General features: G+C 36.9%; 2 protein-coding genes. Both read right to left on the minus strand.

The window, feature by feature from the left end; translation table 11 throughout:
- The coding region (locus QZU45_RS12005; protein WP_295355612.1) for a nitrilase-related carbon-nitrogen hydrolase at positions 1–270 on the minus strand (270 nt) is incomplete at its 3' end.
- Between the two features lie 516 nt (positions 271–786).
- A complete protein-coding gene (locus QZU45_RS12010; RefSeq protein ID WP_295355614.1) occupies positions 787–2346 on the minus strand; it encodes an ISAs1 family transposase in 1560 nt (519 codons plus the stop codon).
- Positions 2347–2725: the final 379 nt, after the last annotated feature.

Consider the following 2725-nt stretch of genomic DNA (forward strand, 5'->3'; position numbering starts at 1 on the left):
CCTGTTGTCGCTTTTCCTTCTGACAATTGATCCTGCCACAATGTTTGAATTGTAGCTTGTGCAAAGCGTTTTAATTCTTTCAAGAATATAACCGCCATCCTCGTCCTGAGTATGATTTACATAATCTGTGCTGGTTGCAAAAAACTCTGGAATAACTATTAAATCAATCTTCTTGCCTTTGTAAGGAGACAGCATATTTTCAAGTTTGTTAAGGTTTTCATAAGGATTTGAATAGATAGACTGAATCTGAACAATAAGTACGTTTATCATAAGGCATGACTCCGAATCTGAATAATAAAAATCATTATAATTCAGATAAATAATAATATCTCATACTAATCAGTATGTTTTGCACTAAACTAAAGCTTTTTAAGATAATCTTATTAAGAAATACTTATATCTTATTGCTTTATATGCTAAAAGAGGAATCGCATTTCTTGAAAAACGTTACATTCTTTCCAATATTCTAAATATTGTTGCCAAAAATACTTTTTACTTTAAAAATGTACAAGGTGACAATTCTTAATATTCATACATGTATGTATGTTTAATATATTGAAATATCAGTAATTAAATAATACGACAAACAAATCGATCCGATCTCACTCACATAATTGAATGAGAACCGATCAGAATAATCAAAATCATAAGCAGGCCTTATGAAGTGTTCTTTTACAACCAGTTTTATTTCAAAGTAGAGCTAGTATTATTGCTATTTCCTGGATAAGAGGAATAAGGTAGCTCAGAAACCATATCTGGTTTCTGTTTGAGGATTTTAGTATGGAATTATTCTTCTACAGGCGGAGTACTGAAGTATTCACATAGATACTGCATGGCAACAAGTGGATGCTGTCTGAATACTGAGAATACTCTCTTGTAGGGTATAAGAGGAGCTCTTGCTGCAGTTTCTGCATTACGGTGTTTTACGTTACTGTAACCTCTTTGAGACATAAGCTCTCTTGAAAAGGTTGTAACGTTCAATACCATACTGTTAAGGCCAACAATTGAAGCTAAATGATTATCATCACAGCAGTGCTGATTATCCTGAAGCAGAACGGTATCCAGGATATTGTGCTGAGTTTCAAAAAGCCATCTGGTCTTGAGTGAATGAACTATCTGTCTGCAGTTATCTTCTGTGTATTCAAGGCTTGAGATGAAATACAGCACAGACTCAGTAGGTTTTCTTTGTATTGAGTTTTTCCTGTCATCTCTAAGGTGTTCCTGTGTAACCTTGCTTACTCTGATAAGAGTTCTGGTATTAGAGTGCATACAGTAAAGCTGACATCCATCAATGGCACTTACAGGAATGATATCGTACTTTCTGGTCTCAATGCGTGAGCTTTCCTTCTTGGTAAACTCATAATGGAAATACTCATGTCCCTGAGGATTCTTCTCAAGGAAATTGCTGATACCGGCTACTGCAGTCTGATTGCTAAGATTGGTTTTAACAGCAAATATCCAGTCGAGTTTTCTTGAGTTTAGAAAGTCGATTAACTCGCCTCTGGCATTGAGTGCATCAGCATAAAAGATATCATCACTGCTGATATGGGCATCTTTAAGCATTGCCATAAAGGCCTGAGCTTCATTGTTCTTATACTTCACCAATGTGTAATTAAGGACATTACGAGTATCGCAGTCAAAGAAGCTTACTCTGTGAGCTCCTTTTTTCCTGCGGTTTGACTCGCCTCTTCTGAATGAACTGCGAAGCTCCTGTCCATCACCGCCTATTAAGTGGCGGTATTTGATGTCAGTGGACTCAAGCTCGTCATCAAGTGATTTTCTGATGTTTTCTAAAAGCTCCTGAGCCTTTATTTTGATATCACCAAAGTACTGTCTGAACATTGAGGAGAATTCACCGTCAGGTATCATCTTAAGAAAGAACCTTATGGTCTCTGCTGATATCATCCACTTCGGAGATGGCATTGATGGTATCAGGTACTGCATTATAGGATTATGCTCAAACCAGAACTGAGCATGCTCTTTACAGTCTTTGTTACCACAAAGAGAGGACCAGATGACTACCATCAGCACCACATCTGAGGTATAGATGACGCATTCAGGATCTCGCTTATCATGCTGTAAATACCTTCTGGCTATATCCTGGCGCAGTGCCATTACAGCAAAGGTCAGAGGACACCTTTTGATGAAACGCTCAACCTTCTGTTTTGCGCTATAGACATAGTCCATATAGTCATCAAAGAAGAAATCTCCTTCATGATAGCCTTTCTTGTTCAGGACATTTACATACTGCTCAATGAAATCATCTTCAGTGTCAGCAGGTGCGCTAAAGCGGGTATGCGATAAGGCATACTCCTCTAACTCCTTAAACTGAACCTGTGATTCCATTGCTATTTCCAAAATTTACCGAAACTTTCAGTATTTGATCAGAAAACAGTATCTTTGGCAAGAAATTTCTTGATCTGCGATCCTCAGATCACACTATTTATTACGTGCGTGATCCTTGAATCGCAACTTTGAAATAAAACTGGTTGTAAAAGAGCACTCTATCAGGCTAGCTGATGATTATTTTTGATCGCCATTTTTTTGTGATGGCGATCGGTATCATTTGGTTGTCGTAATTAAATAATACATACGTATAATGAATTTAACAGAATTAGATCTACAATAGAAATAAGAGCAGCATTTATAGGAGAAAAAAATTATGCTTAAATTCTACAAATGCCCTCATTGCGGCAACTTAATTGCAATGATCAAGGATTCTTCA

The sequence above is a fragment of the uncultured Succinivibrio sp. genome, assembly GCF_902756765.1.
In the GTDB taxonomy this organism is placed as follows: Bacteria; Pseudomonadota; Gammaproteobacteria; order Enterobacterales; family Succinivibrionaceae; genus Succinivibrio.

Bases quoted from the DNA above. Each gene is read 5' to 3' on its own strand.
- QZU45_RS12010 (WP_295355614.1), bottom strand. From the start codon at position 2,346: ATGGAATCACAGGTTCAGTTTAAGGAGTTAGAGGAGTATGCCTTATCG.